Annotated in this window: 21 protein-coding genes and 1 tRNA gene; 9 read left to right on the top strand and 13 right to left on the bottom strand. The window is 36.8% G+C overall.

Features of this window, described 5'->3' with window-relative positions:
* Positions 1-29 precede the first annotated feature (29 nt).
* The 3 genes from ESV24_RS12680 to guaB all read left to right on the top strand — a co-directional run bounded on the left by ESV24_RS12680 (position 30) and on the right by guaB (position 5,686).
* Positions 30-1,394: an HTTM domain-containing protein gene (locus ESV24_RS12680; RefSeq protein ID WP_111816757.1), complete on the top strand. Its 1,365-nt coding sequence runs from the start codon at positions 30-32 to the stop codon at positions 1,392-1,394.
* Between the two features lie 283 nt (positions 1,395-1,677).
* Complete coding sequence (locus ESV24_RS12675; protein WP_111816758.1) at positions 1,678-4,110, top strand: TonB-dependent receptor; 2,433 nt, start codon at positions 1,678-1,680, stop codon at positions 4,108-4,110.
* A 103-nt stretch (positions 4,111-4,213) separates the two neighbouring features.
* Positions 4,214-5,686, top strand: a complete 1,473-nt coding sequence (guaB, locus tag ESV24_RS12670; RefSeq protein ID WP_111816759.1) for an IMP dehydrogenase — start codon at positions 4,214-4,216, stop codon at positions 5,684-5,686.
* A 72-nt stretch (positions 5,687-5,758) separates the two neighbouring features.
* On the opposite strand, the gene ESV24_RS12665 is transcribed toward guaB, so the two are convergent.
* The 4 genes from ESV24_RS12665 to ESV24_RS12650 form a co-directional block, all read right to left on the bottom strand.
* A complete protein-coding gene (locus tag ESV24_RS12665) occupies positions 5,759-6,172 on the bottom strand; it encodes a hypothetical protein (RefSeq protein ID WP_111816760.1) in 414 nt (137 codons plus the stop codon).
* Complete coding sequence (locus tag ESV24_RS12660; RefSeq protein WP_111816761.1) at positions 6,153-6,695, bottom strand: hypothetical protein; 543 nt, start codon at positions 6,693-6,695, stop codon at positions 6,153-6,155. The genes ESV24_RS12665 and ESV24_RS12660 overlap by 20 nt, the downstream gene beginning before the upstream one ends.
* Positions 6,696-6,803: 108 nt before the next feature.
* Positions 6,804-7,319 carry an OmpH/Skp family outer membrane protein gene (locus ESV24_RS12655; RefSeq protein WP_111816762.1) on the bottom strand — a complete coding sequence of 172 codons (516 nt, stop codon included), beginning with the start codon at positions 7,317-7,319 and terminating at the stop codon, positions 6,804-6,806.
* A gap of 85 nt (positions 7,320-7,404) precedes the next feature.
* Positions 7,405-7,644 (bottom strand): hypothetical protein, encoded by a 240-nt coding sequence (locus tag ESV24_RS12650; protein ID WP_111816763.1) that lies wholly within the window; start codon positions 7,642-7,644, stop codon positions 7,405-7,407.
* A 239-nt stretch (positions 7,645-7,883) separates the two neighbouring features.
* Between ESV24_RS12650 and ESV24_RS12645 the strand changes: the two genes are divergently transcribed.
* From ESV24_RS12645 to ESV24_RS12620, 6 genes are all read left to right on the top strand, one after another.
* Complete coding sequence (locus ESV24_RS12645) at positions 7,884-9,842, top strand: peptidylprolyl isomerase (RefSeq protein WP_111816764.1); 1,959 nt, start codon at positions 7,884-7,886, stop codon at positions 9,840-9,842.
* Positions 9,839-10,696: a peptidyl-prolyl cis-trans isomerase gene (locus tag ESV24_RS12640; RefSeq protein ID WP_111816765.1), complete on the top strand. Its 858-nt coding sequence runs from the start codon at positions 9,839-9,841 to the stop codon at positions 10,694-10,696. Before ESV24_RS12645 ends, ESV24_RS12640 begins: the two co-directional genes overlap by 4 nt.
* Positions 10,689-12,125: a peptidylprolyl isomerase gene (locus tag ESV24_RS12635; protein ID WP_235004048.1), complete on the top strand. Its 1,437-nt coding sequence runs from the start codon at positions 10,689-10,691 to the stop codon at positions 12,123-12,125. Before ESV24_RS12640 ends, ESV24_RS12635 begins: the two co-directional genes overlap by 8 nt.
* Positions 12,126-12,136: 11 nt before the next feature.
* Positions 12,137-13,090 (top strand): AAA family ATPase, encoded by a 954-nt coding sequence (locus ESV24_RS12630; RefSeq protein WP_111816767.1) that lies wholly within the window; start codon positions 12,137-12,139, stop codon positions 13,088-13,090.
* Positions 13,091-13,302: 212 nt separating this feature from the next.
* Positions 13,303-15,567 carry an aconitate hydratase gene (locus ESV24_RS12625; RefSeq protein ID WP_111816768.1) on the top strand — a complete coding sequence of 755 codons (2,265 nt, stop codon included), beginning with the start codon at positions 13,303-13,305 and terminating at the stop codon, positions 15,565-15,567.
* Positions 15,568-15,641: 74 nt separating this feature from the next.
* Positions 15,642-16,205, top strand: coding sequence for a TlpA family protein disulfide reductase (locus ESV24_RS12620; protein ID WP_111816769.1), 564 nt, complete (start codon positions 15,642-15,644; stop codon positions 16,203-16,205).
* An 11-nt stretch (positions 16,206-16,216) separates the two neighbouring features.
* Here the strand turns inward: ESV24_RS12620 and ESV24_RS12615 are convergent, their stop codons facing one another.
* From ESV24_RS12615 to ESV24_RS12575, 9 genes are all read right to left on the bottom strand, one after another.
* Positions 16,217-16,801, bottom strand: a complete 585-nt coding sequence (locus ESV24_RS12615; protein ID WP_111816770.1) for an SET domain-containing protein — start codon at positions 16,799-16,801, stop codon at positions 16,217-16,219.
* Positions 16,802-16,921: 120 nt separating this feature from the next.
* Entirely contained in the window at positions 16,922-17,626 is a 705-nt protein-coding gene (locus tag ESV24_RS12610) for a lycopene cyclase domain-containing protein (RefSeq protein ID WP_111816771.1), read from the bottom strand.
* Between the two features lie 3 nt (positions 17,627-17,629).
* The gene (locus tag ESV24_RS12605) at positions 17,630-18,079 is read right to left on the bottom strand and encodes a sterol desaturase family protein (protein WP_111816772.1); all 450 of its coding nucleotides are present in this window, start codon (positions 18,077-18,079) and stop codon (positions 17,630-17,632) included.
* Between the two features lie 107 nt (positions 18,080-18,186).
* Positions 18,187-19,029: a phytoene/squalene synthase family protein gene (locus ESV24_RS12600; protein WP_111816773.1), complete on the bottom strand. Its 843-nt coding sequence runs from the start codon at positions 19,027-19,029 to the stop codon at positions 18,187-18,189.
* Positions 19,026-20,492, bottom strand: coding sequence for a phytoene desaturase family protein (locus ESV24_RS12595; protein WP_111816774.1), 1,467 nt, complete (start codon positions 20,490-20,492; stop codon positions 19,026-19,028). Before ESV24_RS12595 ends, ESV24_RS12600 begins: the two co-directional genes overlap by 4 nt.
* Positions 20,493-20,634: 142 nt before the next feature.
* On the bottom strand, positions 20,635-21,549 hold the full coding sequence (locus ESV24_RS12590; RefSeq protein ID WP_111816775.1) for a MerR family transcriptional regulator: 915 nt from the start codon (positions 21,547-21,549) through the stop codon (positions 20,635-20,637).
* Positions 21,550-21,642: 93 nt separating this feature from the next.
* A tRNA-Leu gene (locus ESV24_RS12585) sits at positions 21,643-21,725 on the bottom strand.
* Between the two features lie 293 nt (positions 21,726-22,018).
* Positions 22,019-22,300 carry a SemiSWEET family sugar transporter gene (locus ESV24_RS12580; protein ID WP_111816776.1) on the bottom strand — a complete coding sequence of 94 codons (282 nt, stop codon included), beginning with the start codon at positions 22,298-22,300 and terminating at the stop codon, positions 22,019-22,021.
* A gap of 63 nt (positions 22,301-22,363) precedes the next feature.
* Positions 22,364-22,516, bottom strand: a complete 153-nt coding sequence (locus ESV24_RS12575; protein WP_111816777.1) for a YqaE/Pmp3 family membrane protein — start codon at positions 22,514-22,516, stop codon at positions 22,364-22,366.
* Positions 22,517-22,541: the final 25 nt, after the last annotated feature.

Below are 22,541 nucleotides of genomic sequence, written 5' to 3'. Positions count from 1 at the left end.
TTCTCTGAATTACGTCGAGTTTTCAAATTATGTCGAAATCAATATCCAATTATCTAAACAGAACCACACAGGCCGCGCCCCTCGCGGTCTTTCGTGTTCTTTTTGGTTTTATGATGTTTTTAAGCATTGTTCGTTTTTGGGCAAATGGCTGGATTGAAAAATTATACATTCAACCAAAGTTTTTCTTCAGCTATTACGGTTTTGAATGGGTAAAACCGATTGGAGATTATACATACCTGATTTTTTTGATCTGCGGGATTGCCTCGCTCTTCGTTGCTTTGGGTTACAAATACCGCTTGGCAATAATCATTTTCTTTTTGAGCTTCACTTACATTGAGTTGATGGATAAATCCACTTACCTCAATCATTATTATTTTATAAGCTGCGTAGGTTTTTTAATGATTTTTTTACCAGCGAATGCATACTTTTCTGTGGATGCTTTTAAAAATCCTTCCAAAGCATTTAGAGAAATTCCAAAATGGACCATCGACAGCATTAAGTTAATGCTGGGCATCGTTTATTTTTACGCAGGTTTGGCAAAGCTGAACAGCGATTGGCTCTTCAAAGCAATGCCTTTAAAAATATGGCTTCCTTCAAAATACGATCTTCCTTTTTTGGGAGATTTGATGCAACAGCAATGGCTACATTACGTCTTCAGTTGGAGCGGCGCTGCTTACGATTTGGCAATCCCTTTTTTACTTCTTTACAAACCTACGCGTTGGTTTGCTTTTGCATTAGTGGTTGTTTTTCACGTGTTGACGCGCGTTTTATTTCCTATTGGGATGTTCCCGTTTATAATGATTGTCAGCTCGCTTATCTTTTTTGAAGCAGGTTTTCACCAACGGATTATACGTTTTATTTCGAAGTTATTGCGAATAGATTATTCGAAAATGGTCGCTATTTCGCAAATGAAAACTTACCGCTTCAAACGAAACCTTGTTTTACCTATTCTGGCCTTGTTTTTTGTAATCCAACTATTATTTCCGTGGCGCTATTTGGCGTATCCCAACGAACTTTTTTGGACGGAGGAAGGCTATCGTTTTTCGTGGCGGGTAATGTTGATGGAGAAGGCTGGGTATGCGCAATTCAAAATAAAAAACACAGAAACCGGAGAACAATTTTTAGTGGACAATACCGATTTTTTAACACCTTTCCAAGAAAAGCAGATGAGCACGCAGCCCGATTTTATATTGCAATACGCACATTATTTGGGGGATCATTTTGCTTCGCAAGGCCATAAAAACGTTGCTGTGTACGCAGAAAGTTATGTAGCGCTGAATGGAAGATTGAGCCAACCATACATAAACCCAAATGTGGATTTAATGAAAGAGAAAGAATCCTTCCGAAGAAAAGATTGGATTTTACCATTTAACAATACTATCAAAGGATTTTAGTGAAGACGTAAGACCGATTCGCTGTAAGACAAAAAAATGTCAAACTATTTTAAAATTTTTTTAAATCATTGTTTTTCGATAAGTGTAAAATCAAACGTAAAACTTGATTATATGAAGTCCCTACAGGACTGAGCTTTCAATGGGTATCTATTTTATTACCCACATAAAATGTCTAAAGCCATTCTGCCCCAGCGGGGCAAAATATTGGTAAAAAAAAACACAAGTAAATAAATGTCCCGTAGGGACATCATATAATTTTTAACTGGACAATACTGTTTTCAAAATGCTTAAAAACGCTTTAGTGCTACTATTTTTTTGTGTGAATCTTTCAGCTTTTGCACAATTTACCGTTTCGGGGAAAGTGATTTCGAAAGAAACAAACGCTCCCATCGCTTTTGCAGAAGTGTATATTTTAGACCTCGGAAAATCTAAAGTTTGCGATGCCGAAGGAAATTATGAATTCACTGAAATTCCTGCGGGAACGTATGAATTTGCAGTTTACAATTTGGAATACGAAGTTTTTAAAAAGCAACTTACTATTTCTGAAAACACAACAATTTCATTTCAACTGGAATTATTGGGAGAGCAGCTTTCCGAAGTGCTTATAACCAGACGAAAAGAGGAGATTTTCGCTTTAAGAAATTTGAAACAAGTAGAAGGCACGGCTATTTACGCAGGAAAAAAGACTGAAGTAGTGGTGATGGAAAATCTTACCACAAACACGGCGACAAACAATGCGCGACAGATTTATGCACAGGTAGTTGGCTTAAATATTTATGAAAATAACGATGGCGGATTGCAGTTAAATATTGGCGGTCGTGGCTTGAATCCAAACAGAACTGCAAACTTCAATACGCGCCAAAATGGGTATGATATTTCTGCAGATGTTTTGGGTTATCCCGAAAGTTATTACACGCCGCCAGCAGATGCTATAAGTGAGATTGAAGTAGTTCGCGGTGCGGCTTCGCTTGAATATGGAACACAGTTTGGCGGTTTAATAAATTTTAAACTGATGCAACCCAACACAAAGAAAAAGATAGAATGGATTTCACGACAATCCTTGGGATCTTATGAGCTTTTCAACAGTTTTAATAGCCTAAGTGGCACCGTTGGTAAGTTTGGCTATTACGCATATTACAACTTTAAAACGGGAGATGATTTTAGGCCAAACTCGCAATTTGATTCACAAAACGCCTATGCCCATATAGATTATAAATTTTCAGAAAAAACGAAGCTTGCTTTTGAAATGAGTTATCTGCATTACCTTGCCCAGCAACCGGGAGGGTTAACAGATAAACAGTTTGAGGAAGACCCAACCTTCAGCAACCGAACGCGGAATTGGTTTAAGGTAGATTGGAAACTTTATTCGCTTCGTTTGGATCATAATTTTTCTGAAAAAACCGATTTTAGTTTGAATCTTTTTGCTTTGGATGCTTACAGGAAATCGGTTGGTTTTCGAGAAAATAGGGTTTCGCAGCAGGATGATTTAGATGCGCCACGCGAACTGATTTCAGGAAATTTCAACAATTGGGGTGCGGAAGCTAGAATTTTGACGCACTATAATTTATTCGGAAATGAAAACGTATTGCTTTTGGGTGGGAAATATTATCAGTCAAATAACAACGAGCGCCAAGGTGCTGGGACTAATGGAAACGATGCAGATTTTAATTTTGCTTCCGAAGCATTTCCGAATTATCCACGTCAAAGTGATTTTGAATTTCCAAACCTAAATTTTGCTACTTTTGGCGAAAGCATTTTTAATTTTTCAACCAAATTCTCGGTAACGCCGGGTTTCCGTTTTGAATATATAAAAACACGAAGCGAAGGCGAATACAAAAAGATAAATTTTGACATTGCTGGCAATCCTATTTTGAATGAAGACATTGCAGACAACCGCGATTTTGACCGTGCATTTCTATTATTGGGAGTGGGTTTAAGTTACAAACCCGCGAAATCTGTAGAGATTTACGGGAATGTAAGTCAGAATTATCGCTCTGTTACCTTTAACGATATCAGAATTACCAATCCATCTTTGGTGGTGGATCCAAATATAACAGATGAGCAGGGTTTTACTTTTGATTTAGGCGCTCGCGGAAGATTGGGCAAATTTGTTTCATATGATGTTGGTGGTTTCTTTTTACGTTATCAGGATAGGTTGGGGGTTATAGTTCGCGAGGTGAGCGATATTCAAGAGGAGCGTTTCCGCGGTAATATTGGCGATGCTTTTACATACGGATTGGAGAGTTTTGTAGATTGGAACATACTAGAAACTTTTTCTGGAAATAGAAATTTCCGAATGAATTATTTCGTAAATCTTGCAGTTACGGATAGCGAATACACTTCTTCCGAAGAAAATAATGTGGAAGGAAACAAGGTAGAGTTTATTCCCGCCATCAACCTAAAAACGGGTCTTGGCTTTGGGTACAAAAACTTTTTGGGAAGTCTGCAATATACATATTTGAGCAAGCAATTTACGGATGCCACAAATAGCGAACGAGATTTTGAAAGCCAAAGCGGCATTGTGGGCGAGATACCTGCGTATGATATATTAGACCTTTCGCTGTCGTACACTTTTGGCCGTTTCAAACTTGAGAGTGGAATAAACAATGTTTTGGACAATAGCTATTTTACCCGCCGAGCTACAGGTTATCCCGGCCCAGGAATCCTTCCTAGCCAACCAAGGACTTGGTATGCTACGTTGCAGGTGAAATTGTAAAGAATTCATAATTCATTATTCTGAATTCAAAATTAAAAAATGTACATTTGCACGCAATTAATAGTTAACCACTTTCGGTTCTTCGAAAGTTAATTTAATTGCAATGACTGCACACGATAATAAAATTCTTGGAGAAGGCCTTACTTACGATGACGTACTATTAGTGCCTGCCTATTCTGAAGTTTTACCACGCGACGTTTCTATCGCCACAAAATTTTCACGGAATATTACATTGAACGTTCCCATTGTTTCCGCTGCGATGGATACAGTGACCGAAAGCGCTATGGCTATTGCTATTGCGCGGGAAGGTGGAATAGGAGTGCTTCATAAAAACATGAGCATTGAAGACCAAGCCGCCGAAGTACGAAAAGTGAAACGTGCCGAAAGCGGGATGATTATCGATCCTGTAACTTTAAAAAAGGGAAGCACAGTAGGCGATGCCCAAAAAACAATGCGTGAATACAGCATTGGTGGAATACCCATTATTGATGAAGCTGGAAAACTTATAGGAATTGTTACAAACCGTGATCTTCGTTTTGAAAAGGATTTGAAACGTCCGCTGAGCGAAGTTATGACTTCGGAAAATTTAGTTACCGTTGCTCAGGGCACCTCTTTAAAGGAGGCCGAGATAATTCTTCAGCAGAATAAAATTGAAAAACTTCCAGTAGTAAGCGATGAAGGAAAACTTTTGGGACTAATTACTTTTAGGGATATTACAAAGCTTACCCAAAAACCCAATGCCAATAAAGACAAATACGGAAGACTTCGTGTTGCCGCCGCACTTGGTGTAACCCCAGATGCTGTGGAAAGGGCAGAAGCCTTGGTAAATGCACAGGTTGACGCCGTGATTATAGACACTGCCCATGGACATACAAAAGGTGTGGTAGAAGTTTTACAAAAAGTTAAGCAAAGATTCCCAGATTTAGATGTTGTGGTGGGTAATATTGCAACTGCCGAAGCTGCAAAATATTTAGTAGATGCTGGTGCCGATGCTGTTAAAGTAGGAATTGGACCTGGGTCAATTTGCACAACCCGAGTGGTTGCAGGAGTTGGTTTTCCACAGTTTTCAGCGGTGCTAGAAGTTGCTGCTGCTTTAAAGGGTAGCGGTGTTCCCGTTATTGCTGATGGGGGAATTCGATATACCGGAGATATTCCAAAAGCTATTGCTGCTGGGGCTGATTGTGTTATGTTGGGTTCGTTATTAGCTGGAACGAAAGAGTCTCCTGGGGAAACAATTATTTACGAAGGAAGAAAATTTAAATCATATAGGGGAATGGGTTCCGTGGAAGCGATGAAGCATGGTTCCAAAGACCGATATTTTCAAGACGTGGAAGACGATATTAAGAAACTGGTTCCCGAAGGAATTGTGGGTCGTGTGCCTTATAAAGGAGATTTGGTGGAAAGCATGACACAGTTTATTGGCGGACTTCGCGCTGGAATGGGCTATTGTGGTGCGAAAGATGTGGAGACGCTGAAAGAGAACGGAAAGTTTGTGAAAATAACGTTTTCAGGCATTACGGAGAGTCATCCGCACGATGTAACTATTACGAAGGAGTCGCCTAATTATAGTAGATAGAGGTTCAAAAAATATTTCTTTAAACGCACTGGATTTTTCCAGTGCTTTTTTAATTAAAAAAAGCTGAACTTTTCATAGTGTAGTTAACAACGCTCTAAAGTGTTCAATTATGGTCTCTAATTGGTCACTGTCTTTTCTTCTCAATTTTGCGGTGTATGAAATTTGATGGTTCTGACAACTAATTTTTGAAGTTGGAAAGTAAAGAAGCGCACGCGTATATTGATTTAAAAGTAATTTCTCTGTCAGTTCGGTTTTCTCTCCGCGTAAACTGTATTGCGGAGAACGAACAATCATACTCATTATTGGTAATTTTCTAATTTCGAAAACAGCTGTATCAGTTATCAATGATTGTTTACGGCGAATGCTAATACTGATTCTCCTTTTCCATTGATAGGTAATTTGATACTCCTGATTGTCTATGAAAATAGATTCATCTATTTCCCCAAAAGGATTATTTTTTATTTGTTCAATAATTTCTTGAGACATCTTTGGTCTTAATTTGTTGCTCTATGCATTGTAAGATTTCGATAAATCTTTCAAGCTGTGCTTCATCTTCAATTCCGTGGGGTGGAGTCAATATTATTTTTGAAGTGTTTTTCTTCGGGATACGGATATAAACCTTTTGTTTCTGAAGATTTTCCAGCAGTGATTTTTCTTTCACTAATTGTTCGATAAATTTTTCACTTCCCTGAAATATAAACTTATTTTTCAACTTCTTATTTTTGGAGGGAAATAGCTTTCGAATTATTTTTTCTAAAAAAGTGACTGGATATATTTCTATACTTTCCAAGTTATTTCTACTTAAATGAAGCGTGATTCTATAAGGTTCCGCAGTGGGAATTGCGCCACCCACTTCATCGAGATTCATGGATATTTTAGAACCATTAATCAAGAATTTGGCTTTTTTGGGCTGATAGACCATTCTGCCTAGAATTGAAAAGATATTTTTTATATTCTCTTCTTCATAATACCCATCATTTTTTTGGGCAAAATTTTTATTGAGGTTCATAAGTAAATTTTTTGAATTACTTCAAATAAAGTTTTTTGATAAATAGAAGGATAAAAAAACGTGAGACTTCAAAAGCCCCACGTTTTATTCTATAAACTAAGCTGTGTATTATTTCCCTTCTTCATCGGCCGTAATTGTAATGCCTAATTCAGTAAGGACTGGGGTGGTAAGATCATAATTTGGGTCAAGGTAAACTAAATCTTGATTGGTCTGCATTACTTGAGTATAGCCTTGTTCTTTAGCTACTTTGTCCAGTGCTTCACCAATTTTTTTGTAGAGAGGCTTTAAGGATTCCTGTTGTTTAATGTCCATAAGCTTGGCGCCGTTTTGCTGAAATTTTTGGATGTCGGCTTCTGAGGTTATTAGTTCATTCTGCTTTGTCTTTTTTTGTTCTGGGGTAAAAGTAGCCTCGCCAGTTTTATAGGCTTCTACAAGTATTTTGTATTCGTCTATTTTTTTGTTTAGGTCAATGTCCAATTGCTTTCCATAGGTTTGCACTTGAGTATTTATGGCTTCCATTTCGGGCATTTTTGACAGAATGTAATCAACATCCACTGCGCCCACTTTTCCTTGTGCGAAGGTTGAAAGACCTATAAAGAATACTACAATTTTTAAAAGTTTCATGTTATTAGTTTTAAATATTCAGAGGGCAATATTACTATAAATATCGCAAATAAATAGACAGTTATTTTCAGGATTTATAAAAAAATTAGTCATCATACATTTGGCCGCGCGTTGGTTTTAGGGTTTCCCGCAAGGTATTCATCAAGGTTTTTTCAACAACCATAAAGGCTATATGGTGCATGGGGGTAATTTGTTCGTGCCCTGTAAAACTGTGCTGCAATGTTTCCGTTTCGGCAAATTCATCGAGATGTTTTGCGTGGTGTTCGGCAATATGTTGTGCGTTTGGACCTCGAAAATCCCATATAAGTTTTACTCTTTCAGCCATTTATATATTATTCTGAAGAAAATAGACTCGCAAAAAGCGAGGTGATTTTCTTCATTTGAAAAACTTTTGCAAGTTACGGGTTTTCAGGAATACTTTTGAGATGGTAAAACACTATAATTATATAAAATTCGTTTGCTTTTCTGATGTGTGTTACCGTAGCTTTTTGCTATTTTTGCACCTTTGTCCACCAAAAGCTTTAGCATAGGTGGGTCGCTTCAATAAAAATAAATATTCAACAAATGATGAAAAATTTTATTTCCGTATTCATTTTGGCCTTTTTGAGCGCCACAACTGTTTTTTCTCAAAACAAAAAAGAAGTCTTAATGACCATAGACGGCAGTCCCGTTTATGCGAATGAATTTAAGCGAGTTTATAAGAAAAACCTCAATTTGGTACAAGACGAATCACAAAAGGATATTGACGGGTATCTCAATCTTTTTATAGATTACAAGTTGAAGATAGCCGCAGCCCAAGCCCAAGGTCTTGCGGATAAGCGTTCCTATCAAAATGAACTTTCAAGATATCGTGACCAACTCTCCAGAAATTATCTTTTTGATAACAAAGTGACAGAGACTTTGGCCAGAGAAGCCTATGAGCGCGGTAAAGTGGAAATAGATGCCTCTCACATTTTAATACTTGTAGATTATGAAGCTGTGCCTCAAGATACTTTGATAGCATACAATAAAATTAAATCAATCCGTGAAAAGGCATTGAAGGGCGAAGATTTTACGCAACTTGCAAAAACTAATTCAGAAGAGCCTGGAGCCAAGGAAACTGGAGGAAACTTAGGTTATTTTTCAGTATTCTCCATGGTTTATCCTTTTGAAAATGCAGCATACAACACTAAGGTGGACGATATTTCAGAAATAGTGCGCTCACGATTTGGATACCATATTGTGAAGGTGAATGACAGAAGAGCAAAAATGCCAAAAATTTCAGTATCACATATTATGATCTCTGATAAAAAAGGAGCTCGCGATTTTGATCCGGAACAGCGTATCGATGAACTTTTCACCATGGCAAAACAGGGAGAATCTTTTGAAAGTCTTGCCCAGCAATTTTCTGATGATAAAAATTCCGCAATACAGGGAGGCAAGCTGAAACCATTCTCTAAGGGTGATCTTCGCGCCACAGAATTTGAGAATGCAGCTTATGGACTCAACAAGGTTGGCGAAATGAGCAAGCCTGTAAAAACAGATTTTGGTTGGCACATAATACGTCTAGACGAAAAACTGCCAATGGAAAGTTTTGAAGACCAAAGAGAAGAACTTGAGAAAAAAGCGGGTGAAGGAGATCGTTCCAAGGTTGTAACCAACGCAATAAATAAAAAAATTAAAGACAAGTATGGCTTCAAGAAAGAGGTTAGCTATTTGCCTTATTTTGACACCTTCGTTACAGATGACGTATTAGGAAGAGGCTGGGCAAGAAATCCAGTTCCTGCTGAAGATGATAAAGTGCTTTTTACCATTGGTGATAAAGATGCCACCTTTACGGAATTTGCAACATTTATAGCAGGACGCCAAAAGACCACTAAACCTTTTAAACAAAAGGAAGCATTGCTAGTAGCTTTTTACGATGAATTTGAAACAGAAATTTTAAAAGATTATTTCAAAATGGAACTTGAAGATGAAAACGAAGATTACGCGGCAATAGTTACAGAATACCGTGACGGTCTTTTAATTTTTGATGTGATGAACGAAAATATCTGGGAAAAGGCAAAAATTGATTCTATAGGTCTAAAAGATTTTTACAACAAAACAAAACAGAAGTATCAATGGAAAGAACGCGTAAACGTGGATATATACTCAGCTACTTCAGAAATGACGGCACAGCAAATCCAAAAAATGCTTGCTGATGGCAAAACTACAGAAGAAATTAAAGCCGATCTCAATACAGAAAATAAAGTGAATGTCTTTATTACCCCAGGTCTCTTTGAAGTTGACGATGACAAACTGCCAAAAAACCTTGAGATGAAAAACGGAGCATCAAGAATTTACGAAATTAGCGACTCTTTTGTCGTCGTTAATATTAAAGAAATGTTGCCTTCCGGTCTAAAGTCTTTGGAAGATGTAAAAGGAAGAGTATTGAGCGACTATCAAAATGAGCTTGAAAAAAACTGGATAGAGGGTCTACGCTCAAAATATACAGTTGAAGTAAATAAGAAAGCCTTAAAACGCGTGAAAAAAGAGCTTAGGTGATATACAGGATTCTTCATATAATTTTGCTTAGTGTCTTTTTGGTTTCATGTGATTATTTTAAAACCGAAACAAAGGAAAACGCCATAGCGCGTGTAAACAATACATTTTTATACGAAGCAGACTTGCAAAAATTAGTAACGGAAGAGACTTCTGCTGAAGACAGCACCTTAATAATCAACAATTATATAAACCGTTGGGCTACGCAGCAACTACTTATTGACCAAGCCAAAATTAACATCTCTGCAGACAAGCTAAATGAATACAACAGACTTGTGCAGGAATATAAAAATGATTTGCTCACAGAAGCATACAAAAATGTAATTGTTGGCAAACAGTTGGACAGCGCAATCTCAACACAGGAATACGAAGATTATTATGAAAATAACAAAGAAAACTTCAAACTAAAAGATTTACTTGTAAAATTGCGTTACGTGCAGCTTCCCGTAAATTATGATGGTCTTGCATCTGTTCGCGATAAACTGAACCGCTATAACGAAAAGGATCAAATGTCATTACAAAGCCAAGATTATCAATTTATTTCTTCCAACTTTAATGACTCCGTTTGGGTCAAAAAAGAGGTTTTGCTATCTAATTTGCCCGTTATAAGAGACAACAGCGAACAAGTGTTAAAAAAATCCAATTTTACACAGCTGCAAGATTCATTAGGAGTATATTTGGTGAAAATTGAAAATGTGCTCAATCCCACTGATATAGCACCACTTTCATACATTCAGCCTACTTTGAAACAAATAATTTTGAACAAAAGAAAGCTTGAATTAATAAAAAAACTAGAAACAGATATTACAAAAGATGCTATTGAAACAAATAATTTTGAAATCTATAAAAATGAGTAAATTTTTATTGATGTTGCTATTTTCAACCGCAATGCTGCAGGCTCAGACAGTTGTGGAACCAGACAGCACGGGAGTTGCAAAAAGTAATGACTCGTTGGTTGTAAAACAAACAGTAAAGCGCGACACATTAAAACCCTTTAAAAGATACAAAGCTGAAGGCGTGAGTGCCGTTGTTGGTGAATACGTTATTTTAGATAGCGATATTGACAAAGCCTATGTTGAAATGCAATCTCAAGGAATGTCTATTGAAGATATTACCCGCTGCCAGTTGATGGGGAAATTGATGGAAGATAAATTGTACGCACACCAAGCGAAACAGGATAGTATTTTAGTCCCTGATGCCGAAATTAATGGCATGATAGAACAACAATTGCAGTATATGATAAGCGAATTGGGAAGTGAGGAAAAAGTAGCGGAATACTATAGAAAGGATAATATTGCATCACTTAGGAAAGATCTTTTTGAAGCAAACAAAAGTATAAAGCTAGCAAGTTTAATGCAACAAAAGGTAATTGAAAAAGTGGAAGTAACTCCTGAAGAGGTAAGAACCTTCTTCTTTTCAATCCCAGAAGACGAACGTCCTGTTTTTGGTGCCGAAATAGAAATAGCCCAATTAGTTATCGATCCCGAAGTAACCAAAAAAGCAATCGATGAGGTTATTGACAAACTAAATGCAATGCGTGCAGATGTTTTAGACAATGGCTCAAGTTTTTCAACTAAGGCAGTTTTGTACTCTAAAGATCCTGGCTCGGCTTCCAAAGGAGGTCTCTACACAGGCGTGACAAGAGATTCTCCTTGGGCAAAAGAGTTTAAGGATCAGGCTTTTTCACTTTTAGAAGGTGAAGTTAGTGAACCTTTTGAAACTGAATTTGGCTGGCACATTCTCTATGTTGAAAAAATCCGTGGGCAAGAAGTAGATGTACGCCACGTCTTAATGTTTCCTGAGGTTTCTCAAAAATCAATAGAAGCCGCACAAGCTGAGATTGAAGATTTAAAAACGAAGGTTAGCTCTGGTGAAACTACTTTTGCAGAAGCAGCTCGCAAGTTCTCAGACGACAAAGAAACTCGTAATAATGGAGGACAATTAATAAATCCAGTAAATTTTGATACTAAGTTTGATCTTACCAAAATGGATCCTACTCTCAGTGCCCAAGTTTATAATTTAAAAGAAGGCGAGGTTTCGGAAATTTTCACAGATAGGGACCGAACCGGAAAGAGTAGTTTAAAAATACTTACCGTAACAAAAAAATACGAAGAGCACAAAGCCGATTATGCCAAAGATTACGAACGTATCAAGCAATTGGCGTTGCGTGAAAAACAAATCAATGTCATAAATAAGTGGCAAAATGAAAAAATAAAAGATACCTATATTAGCATTAATGAAGATTATCAAGATTGTGAGTTTTCAGGAAATTGGCTAAAAAAATAATATAGAAAAATATGTCAGACGTAGCAGCGGTTTCGCAACTGGTTTCAAAATATAACGCTCTTAAAAAGGAAATAAAAAAAGTAATAGTAGGTCAAGATGAAGTGGTTGAACAAGTATTGCTCGCTATTTTTTCTGGAGGACACGCATTACTTATTGGAGTTCCGGGGCTTGCGAAAACACTTTTGGTGAACACCGTTGCAGAAGCACTTGGGCTAAAATTTAAAAGAATACAGTTTACGCCAGATTTGATGCCTAGTGACATTTTGGGGTCTGAGATACTTGATCAAAATCGCGAGTTCAAATTTATAAAAGGACCAATCTTCGCTAACATTATTCTTGCAGACGAAATTAACAGAACACCGCCAAAAACCCAAGCTGCGCTTTTAGAAGCAATGCAGGAACGTGCTGTTACTGTTGCGGGCCATCACTATAAATTAGATTTACCATATTTTGTACTTGCCACTCAAAACCCAATAGAGCAGGAGGGAACCTACCCGCTGCCAGAGGCGCAACTGGACCGTTTTATGTTTGCTATTAATCTTGAATATCCTTCCTTTTCTGAAGAAGTTGAAGTAGTAAAACAAACTACGGCCGGTGAAACGCAAAAGGTAAATCCACTTTTCACAGCACAAGAAATTATAGATTTTCAGCAGTTAATTAGAAGAATTCCTGTAGCAGATAACGTTGTGGAATACGCCGTTACTCTAGTTGGTAAAACCCGCCCCAATAGTTCAACTGCCACTGATACCGTGAAAAACTATATTGATTGGGGAGCTGGGCCGCGAGCTTCACAGAACTTAATTTTGGCTGCAAAAACAAATGCCGCACTTCACGGTAAATTTTCTCCAGATATTGAAGATGTTCAAAAAGCAGCAATCGGAATACTTCGCCACCGATTGATTAAAAACTATAAAGCAGAAGCAGAAGGCCTAAGCATTGAAGAGATTATTAAAAGCTTGTACTAAACCCTATTCACTTTTTCCTTTCACGTTTTCAAATTATCCGATCGGAAATATTTTGAAATTCTTAAAATTAGTTATCTATAATTACCAATTTGATAATTATACGCAACAATAATTACTATTTAGTGAATTATATTCACTAAATAAGCATTTTCATTAAATATTTTTTAAATATTATTATTTTTTGTAATTTCGCATTTACTAAAAATACTACTATGGCTTTTGATATTGATATGATTAAAAAGGTTTACGCCCAGATGGCAGAACGTGTAGATAAAGCACGCGAAATCACGGGAAAACCACTCACCCTTTCTGAAAAAATACTTTACTCCCACCTTTGGGATGGAAACCCAGATAAAGCGTTCCAACGTGGAAAGGATTATGTGGATTTTGCTCCAGATAGAATAGCTTGCCAAGACGCAACCGCACAAATGGCGCTTTTGCAGTTTATGCAAGCTGGTAAAAAAACAGTTGCGGTGCCAACTACTGTTCACTGTGATCACTTAATTCAAGCCAAACAGGGCGCTGTGCCAGATTTAAAGCGCGCGAACGAAACCAGTAACGAGGTTTTTGATTTTTTGGAATCTGTTTCAAACAAATATGGAATCGGTTTCTGGAAGCCCGGAGCTGGAATTATTCACCAAGTAGTTCTTGAAAATTATGCGTTCCCCGGCGGAATGATGATTGGTACCGACAGCCACACCGTAAATGCAGGTGGTTTGGGAATGGTAGCTATTGGCGTTGGTGGTGCAGATGCTGTTGATGTTATGGCAGGAATGCCTTGGGAATTAAAATTTCCAAAATTAATCGGTGTTAAATTAACTGGCGAACTAAACGGCTGGACGGCATCCAAGGATGTAATTTTAAAAGTGGCCGGCATCCTAACCGTAAAAGGAGGGACCGGAGCTATAGTTGAATATTTTGGACCTGGTGCGAAGAACCTTTCATGTACTGGAAAAGGAACCATCTGTAATATGGGTGCCGAAATAGGTGCAACCACTTCAACCTTTGGTTATGATGATGCCATGGAGCGTTTCCTAAGAGCAACAGACCGCGCGGATATTGCAGATGAAGCAAATAAAATCAGACCTTATTTAACAGGCGACGATGAAGTTTATGCAGATCCAGAAAAATACTTTGACCAAGTTATTGAGATAGATTTAAACACCTTGCGTCCACATTTAAATGGACCATTCACGCCAGATTTGGCAACTCCCATTGGTGAATTGGGTGAAAAAGCAAGGAAAAACGATTGGCCATTAAAGGTAGATTGGGGATTGATTGGTAGCTGTACCAACTCTTCCTATGAAGATTTAACGCGAGCTGCATCTATTGCGCAACAGGCCATAGATAAAAAATTAAAACCAAAAAGTGACTTCGGAATAAATCCCGGTTCAGAGCAAATACGTTTTACTGCCGAACGTGATGGACTTTTAGATGTTTTCGAAAATCTTGGTGCAACAATTTTCACAAACGCTTGCGGACCGTGCATTGGTCAATGGGATAGAAGTGACAGAAAGGGCGATGAAAAAAATACAATAGTGCATTCTTTCAATAGAAACTTTTCAAAACGAGCCGATGGTAATCCGAATACACACGCGTTTGTAGGTTCTCCAGAGATGGTTGCGGCAATCGCAATTTCTGGACGTTTGGATTTTGACCCAATGAACGACACACTTTTGAATGAAGATGGACAAGAGGTAAAATTAGATATACCAGTTGGTCTAGAACTTCCTCCAAAAGGATTTGAAGTGGATGACAATGGTTATCTGGCACCAAAGGAAGACGGAAGTTCTGTTGAGGTTAAAGTTGCCACAGACAGCGAACGTCTTGAATTATTGGAACCATTTGTTCCTATTAAGGATTCTGAATTGCAAGGTGTAAAATTGTTGATTAAAGCTTTCGGAAAATGTACCACAGACCACATTTCTATGGCTGGGCCTTGGTTGCGTTACCGTGGTCATTTGGACAATATATCTAACAATACATTAATTGGAGCTATAAACGCTTTTAATAAAAAGACAAATTTTGTAAAAAACCAATTCACTGGTGAATATGGCGGTGTGCCAGATGTACAACGTGAATATAAAGCGAAGGAAATTAAAACCATCGTTGTGGGAGACCATAACTACGGTGAGGGTTCCTCTCGTGAGCACGCAGCTATGCAACCTCGATTTTTGGGGGTTGCAGCAGTTTTGGTAAAGTCTTTTGCAAGAATACACGAAACAAACCTTAAAAAACAAGGAATGTTAGGTCTTACATTTGCTAACGAAGCAGATTACGATTTAATTCAGGAAGACGATACTTTCAACTTTGTGGATATTGCAGATTTTGCAGAAAACACTCCGTTAACTATAGAAATTGTTCATAAAGATGGCAATAAAGACACTATTAAAGTGAACCATACTTACAACGATGCACAAATAAGGTGGTATCGTGAAGGTTCTGCATTGAATTTGATTAAGAAGCAAAACGCTTAACCGCTTTTGAAATATTAAAACCTAACAGTTATGAAGCAATTTAAACTGTTAGGTTTTTTTTATACCATTCAATTATGAAAAGTTTTCTAAAGAAACACTGGAGCAACATCTTGTTTGTTGCATTTTTGGCTTTGCTGATTTTTCCGCAAACGCGTATGCCTATTCAAGTGTTTGTGCAACGTATAATTTCATTCTCGCCATCGGAAAAGGCGGAAGCCGAGCGGGAAACACTTCATGATTACGATTGGAGTTTACAACAATTAACTGCAGAAGGAGTAAACTTTTCACAATCTCAGGGAAAAGTAACTATCGTAAATTTTTGGGCAACATGGTGTCCTCCGTGCGTTGCGGAGATGCCTTCATTCCAAAAACTATACGATACCTATGGCGACCAAGTAGATTTCTATTTTGTTACTTCAGAAAAATCTGAAAAGGTTGAAAAATTTATGGAGAAGAATGGTTATACTTTGCCCATCTTTCTTCAAACTTTTGAAGCACCCAAAAAGTTGGAGTCGTTTGTGCTGCCCACTACTTATCTCATTTCAAAAACTGGAGAAATAGTTATAGATGAACAAGGCGCAGCCGATTGGAACAGTGAAAAAATGAGAAAGCTTCTTGATCAACTACTGGGTGAATAATTGGTTGATAATTATCGTGGGAAGTGATTTTCTTTAATAGATTTCATCTCTTTTTTTCCTTCCGCAATAGCGGTTATATCATTCCACAATTTTTGAGCAATCAAAGATTTTAAAGGTTGTTCAACCCTAAGGATATCGGGGAAGTTTTTAATAAGCTGTTTATCCCAAATTTGGTAATGATTCAAAAGATCATCCGGATACACTGTTTTTCTTCTGGTTCCCTCATCTATTCCTTTAAAAGGTTCTGATACGTTTAGATAGCCGTAGTCATCTGTTAATTCTTCACCGGGTTGAATATCGCGTATTGCTATTTCGAAGTCGTAAGCAGTAGATATGCAATTGCTTTTAAAACTGTGGTTCACATAGCGACCATAATCCCAACAGAGAACAAAATTTCCTTTTTTGTTTCTGTAGCAATAGGTTTCTAAAATATTTTGGTAAAGCGGATTCATTTTCTTTAGTTTGGTTGGAGTAAACTCACGGTCTAAATCATCTAAAGCCCACGTTATAGTTCCAGCGGGCATAAATTCTGTGGCAACAACGCCGTATCCAACTTCATTGCTAATAAATTTCAATTCTGTTTTAGGATGTATCATAACAAATGTGATTTCTAGGATTAAAAGTAATGCAAAATCGCAATTGATTTACATTCCCCAATCTATTGTATATGAATTAATATTCCTGTTAATTTGCCGATTTTTTTCAGCAGAACCCAGTTAATTTTCTATCGGCTTAGAAGGATATTTTTCCTTGAATTTTTCCATCAAAACAAAGATGGTAAGCAGCATTGTCATTGCATAAATGCTGTCTTCAATTGGTACCGTGCCAACTCTTATTCCCAAATTTTCGGCGTCGTTGTACCATACTACTTGTTCATGAATCCAGCTGCCGGTTAAGAAGCCGTTCACAATAAAAAAAGGAATTAAAAGAATGGCAAAAACAGGAAAGAAAACTTTCAAACATTCACGTTTGTAATTAAAAACCAAAGCTAGCAAAACAATGGCGTAACCAAAGTTAATAGCCGTGTACCAACGATCGTAAAAATAAAGTAAAGTAGCTATTAGAACTGTTTGCAGACTATAATAAACTATGGCCGTAACCTTATTTGAAAAAGAAAATTTCGGAAGTAAATTTTTAAAAGCGTAAAGTGTGAAAAGACAGGCATAAGGAATGCATATAAAAAAGAGCCACTCTTCCAGTGGAAGGTTAGCGATGGTGATTCCAGAGAGATACATTTCATTGAATCCCCAAATTCCGTTTTGGGTAAAAATAATATCCCACGGTATAAAAAAAGCCATCATTATAAATGTGGCTGGAAAGAAATATTTCCAAAGTTTATAAAACTTTAATTTTGGGTGAAAGCTAAAAAGAAACGGGACACTGAGCGAGGCAATGTCCAATAGGAGATATAGATGCCACATAATTTATTTTTTAAAATATTTCAATGGCGGAAATAGCATTCCGAAGCATTCTCCTTTATCTTTTCCTAAATGTTTGTGGTGTATTTTGTGTGCTCTCCGAATACCACGAGCATACCAATTGTTGGCATTTCGAAACATTTTAAAACGCTGATGAATAAAAATATCGTGTACAAAAAAATAGGCGAGACCATAAGCAAAAATACCTAGGCCAATAGGTAGCCCTGCCCAAAAACCATAATAGCTCCAACCTATAAAGCAGCTTATGCTAACCAAGGCGTAAAAAATGAAGAAATAATCATTTCGTTCCCACCAACTGCCGTGATCCTTGTGGTGATGATCTTTGTGTAATTTCCACAAAAAGCCGTGCATAATGAATTTATGGGTAAACCACGCCATAAATTCCATTGCGCAGAATGTAGTAATAAGAATTAATATCCAGAAAACCGTCGTCATTAATATATGTTAATTCGTTAATTTGGGATTAGAGATTTTGAGTCTGAATTTTAGCATAAGAAAATTTTAGAATCATCCCGCATGGGTCGTCCATGTTCGAGCGCCCTTTATTTTACCAAATTTAATTGATATTTTACGTAGCTGCGTGTTAAAAGTCCAATTTTTTCGACATTTGGAACACGTATCCGGGCATTTTTAATTTCTGTTGCAGGAGTTTGCTGAAGTTTTTTCAGCAAGCGTTTATAATATCTGTAAGCCACGAAAACACCTAGTTTTGAATCGTGCGGTAATTGTAAAATACCTAGATATCCGCGGTTGAAGTTTTCTTCTATTTCTTGAATTATCTTCTCTTTTGAATCTTCATCCAAGGCATTTAAATTGGTATTTGGAAAATAAGTTCGGCTTAAATTTTCGAAATCTTCTTTTAAGTCTCGCAGAAAATTCACTTTTTGAAAAGCAGAACCCAAATTCATTGCAGGCTCTTTTAGTTGATTGTACTTATCGGCATCACCTTTTACAAATACTTTCAAACACATAAGCCCAACCACATCAGCCGAACCGTAAATATAACCATTGAACTCTTCGGTAGTGCTGTAAACGCTTTTTGTGAGATCCAATCGCATACTGGACATAAATGCATCAATCAAATCTTTATCTATATTGTATTTGAAAACCGTTTCCTGAAATGAATTTAGAATGGGGTTAAGGCTAATGCGGTCTTGCAATGCTTCTTCAAGTGCATTTTCAAAGCGTTTAAACAGTGTTTCTTTGTCGTAATCGTGAAAGGAATCCACAATCTCATCTGCAAAACGAACAAAACCATAAATGTTGTAAATATCTTGGCGAATGGAGGGGCCAAGCATTCGCGTAGCTAACGAAAAGGAGGTACTGTAGGTTTCAGTAACATTTTTGCTGCATTTTTTGGATACTATGTCAAAAAGCTCTTTCAATTTTTCTTTTCTTTTTCAATTAATCCAGCTACTAATTTTCCAGAAATTAACGCTGGGGGAACTCCGGGTCCGGGTACTGTAAGTTGTCCCGTAAAAAATAGATTTTTTACTTTACCGCTTTTCAGTTTTGGTCTTAAAAAAGCAGTCTGCATCAGTGTGTTGGCGAGTCCGTAAGCGTTTCCTTTATAGCTATTATAGTCGTCAACAAAGTCTTTTATACAATAAGACTCCTTAAATATAACGTATTTTTTAATCTCTTGGTTGGTGATTTTTTCAAAACGGACCATTATTTTTTCAAAATATTCCTCACGTATTTCGGGAATATCATCTAGTCCTGGCGCCAACGGAATCAAAAATATCCCTGCTTCTTTGCCCAGAGGCGAAACGGAAGAATCTGTTTTTGAAGGAAAACTAGCATAAAAAAGCGGCTCTTCCGGCCAACGTGGTGAATCGTATATTTCTTGAGAATGCTTTTGAAAATCTACATCAAAAAACAAAGTATGATGATCTACATTTTCAATCTTTTTATCAAAGCCAACGTAAAAGAGTAGTGCCGAGGGAGCGAAAGTTTTATGTTCCCAATAAGTTTCAGAATATTGCCTGTAATTTTTATCGAGTAGTGTTTCGGTGTGATGATAATCTGCCCCGCTAAGAATTACGTCAACATTTATTTTTTCACCATTAACGATTAATGCAGAAGCTTTTCCATTTTCAACACTTATCTTTTCTACATTCTGATTAGTTTTTATAGTGACTCCAAGTTCTTCGGCTAGTGTTTTTATTCCATCAATCACAGAATACATTCCCTTTTTTGGGTGAAAGGTGCCAAGTCCAAAATCTGCATAATTCATAAAACTATAAAATGCTGGAGTGTTGGAAGGCTTTGCTCCTAAAAACAAAACTGGAAATTCTAAGATTGAAATCAATTTGGGATTGGTGAACTCACGTCGAACATCTTTACTTATAGTGCTGAAAAACTGTCCTATCTTTTTCATAGTTGTTGCCGTCACCAATTCCAATGGCGAAACCCCTGGTCTATATACCAAATCTTTGATTGCAATATTGTAGTTATCCAATGCCTGATCCATAAATTTGCGCAGTTTTATTGAACTTCCTGATTCTTCATTTTCAAAGGCGGCACATATTTTCTCAAGAGTGTCTTCAATAGTTATATAATCATCAGCTCCAAAATACACACGGTAAGCAGGATTCAACTTTTCAAGTTCATAAAAATCTGATGGCGCTTTTCCGAAGTCTTGAAAAAACCGTTCAAAAACATCTGGCATCCAGTACCAAGTGGGTCCCATGTCAAAAGTGAATCCATCTTTTTTGAATTGTCTGGCCCTGCCTCCAATTGTTTGGTTTTTTTCGTAAATGGTTACTTTATTTCCAGCTTGTGCCAAATAGCACGAAGCAGCAAGAGACGAAAAGCCAGAACCGATAACCGCAATGTTTTTTTTCATAATGTTTAACAAATTTACATTTTATTTAAACAAAAAAGAAATTTACAGAATCTATTTTTTCAGGACTCTTATAGATTTTAACTATTGCCAATAATATTAGGAAATTTTCAATTGAAAAAGAGAGAGCTAAATGTTTTGATTATCAAACGTTAGTTAAACTTTTAACCTGATCGGTAAATTCTTTTAAGTCTTTAAAAAACTTGATGTTTTCAGTATTTTTCATCTTTTTCCCCACCTTTCTCCCCACCTTTCTCCCCAATACCCAAAGTTCAGAGGGTTCTTTTGAAGACACTTCATTTTGGAATTCATTCACATAGGTTTCAAGATTGTCTTTTTCCGGGCGCACTGTGAAATATGTTACGAAAATAACTTTTGTTCTTGTTTTGAGAACGTATTTCAAGCTGTCCAAAGGAATATTAGCACCTAAAAATATGGTAGTAAAACCAGCGGAAATTAGTTCGTAATTAGCATATAGCAGTCCAATTTCATGAATTTCCTGATATGGAAGATAAAGCGCAAATACTTGGTCATTTTTTTCCGAAGCATTTTCCTTTTGCTTGATGGAATGCTGGATAATGGAGTGTTTTATTTTTTCTGAAACAAAATGTTCATGCGATGGATCTATGGTCCCGGCGTGCCATAGAATCCCCATTTCGTTAAGTAAAGGGACAAATACCTCTGCAAATATTTCTCCGAAGGATTTCTTCTCCAGCAATTTCTCTATGGTAGTGTCAAAAAGCTCTCCATCAAATTCAAACATAGCTGATTTGAAAATATTAAGCATATATTCAGAATCGAGTTCATTAATGCTTTCCTTGATAAGTGCCTGAATCTGTCTTGAATCTAAACTTGCAAGTTTTGAAATCTTGTGTCCGGAGTTATACAAATAGGCAATATTCAACAACTTTTTGAGGTTTTCCAGATCGTACTTTCTGATGTTAGTATCAGTACGGTCCGGTTCCAAAAGATTGTACCTTTTCTCCCATATCCTTATGGTATGGGCTTTGACGTTTGAAAGATTTTCGAGATCCTTAATGCCAAATTGATTTTTGACCACAGAAGAATAATTTAATGTTACCGGGTGAAAGTACTAAAAAGAAGTGAATTTGTTTAGATAAAAGTAAAATTCTTTAAACATAAATAAAAATAGTACCCGGGATGGGACTTGAACCCACACGCCCAAAGGACACATGGCCCTCAACCATGCCTGTCTACCAATTCCAGCACCCGGGTGGATACTTAACCTTTGAAAGCGTTTAAAGCGTTTTCAGAAATGCTCTAAATTAAAAAAGTTAAACCACGGAGGCTTAACTTTTTTTGACCTGCTGAGGTTTGAATCTAAACTTATTAGCCCAGTCAAACAGGTCATCTGCTAAATTTTTCAATTCGTACTGACGAATTGTGAACTATCGTTCAACTAAATATGTCAAATTTTACTTTCGAATTACAAATATAGGATTTAATATTCTCACCGTAAAATTTGACAAATCTATTTTGGACATTATTCCAGAACGAAAAAAACTTTTTTATAAATCATTTCTTGCTGTATTATTTGGTTCTAATTTATAGAGTAAAAACAACATATACCCATTTAATATAAAGGATAATGAATTTGTTGCAATAATTGGAATGTCGTTTTTAATTATTCCATAAATAGTCCAAAGTAATACTCCAGAAATTAGTGTGTACAACATTCCTTTAGACACATCATTAGTCTTTTTTGTTCGGTGTGCCTTATAAATCTGTGGAATAATTCCACTCGTGGTTAATATACCAGCTAACATTCCCAAGAGCATTAATAAATCCATAACTCTAAACTCTAGTGATATAAAGGATTTACAGGTAGATACTGAGCCGGGTATATTGCTTTGTTAGTCATTTACTAAAAAAGCGTGAATTACTCCTGGCAACCATCCCACAAGCGTTAACAACAAATTTAGAAGGAATGTTCCTCCTAAGCCATGCTTCATAAATACAGCTACGGGTGGTAATAAAATATTGAGTATTATTGTTAAAAGTGACATATATAATTTTTTAAATTATTGATTA

Origin of the sequence: Aequorivita lipolytica, assembly GCF_007997135.1 — a bacterium.
In the GTDB taxonomy this organism is placed as follows: domain Bacteria; phylum Bacteroidota; class Bacteroidia; order Flavobacteriales; family Flavobacteriaceae; genus Aequorivita; species Aequorivita lipolytica.
Note: the sequence above shows the minus strand (reverse complement) of the source record. Positions and strands in the feature narration are given on the sequence as shown.